A 410-nucleotide genomic window follows, 5' to 3' on the forward strand; every position below is an offset into this window, starting at 1 on the left:
CTTTATAGGAGGGGTGTAATAGTTAATCTAAGTATACTTCGGCTGGACGCCTAGTTCGCTACGCTCGTCTTTGAATACTTTTATTTATTAGCAGCTATTATTTATCACAAATTGTATCCTGCATCGTTTAATTCTTTCGTGGTATATCCTGCTTGTTTTAATATTCCCAAATTGTATCCTGCAACTCTTAATTCTTTCGCGGTATATCCTGCTTCTTTTAATTTTTCCGCGGTATATCCTGCATCATTTAATTCTCTCGCGGTATATCCTGCTTCTTTTAATTTTTCCGCGGTATATCCTGCTTGTCTTAATTGTCTAACAGTATATTCTGCATCTTTTAATTGTTGAGAACTAAAACCTGCATCTTTTAATTGTTGAAAAGTAAATCCTGCAACTCTTAATTCTTTCGC

Annotated in this window: 1 pseudogene; it reads right to left on the reverse strand. The window is 34.9% G+C overall.

The features are described 5' to 3' along the window. Positions 1 to 104: 104 nt before the first annotated feature. A pseudogene (locus tag OL66_RS04100) lies at positions 105 to 410 on the reverse strand (DUF2963 domain-containing protein); the annotation flags it as partial.

Origin of the sequence: Chrysanthemum yellows phytoplasma (assembly GCF_000803325.1) — a bacterium.
Classification (GTDB): domain Bacteria; phylum Bacillota_I; class Bacilli_A; order Acholeplasmatales; family Acholeplasmataceae; genus Phytoplasma; species Phytoplasma asteris.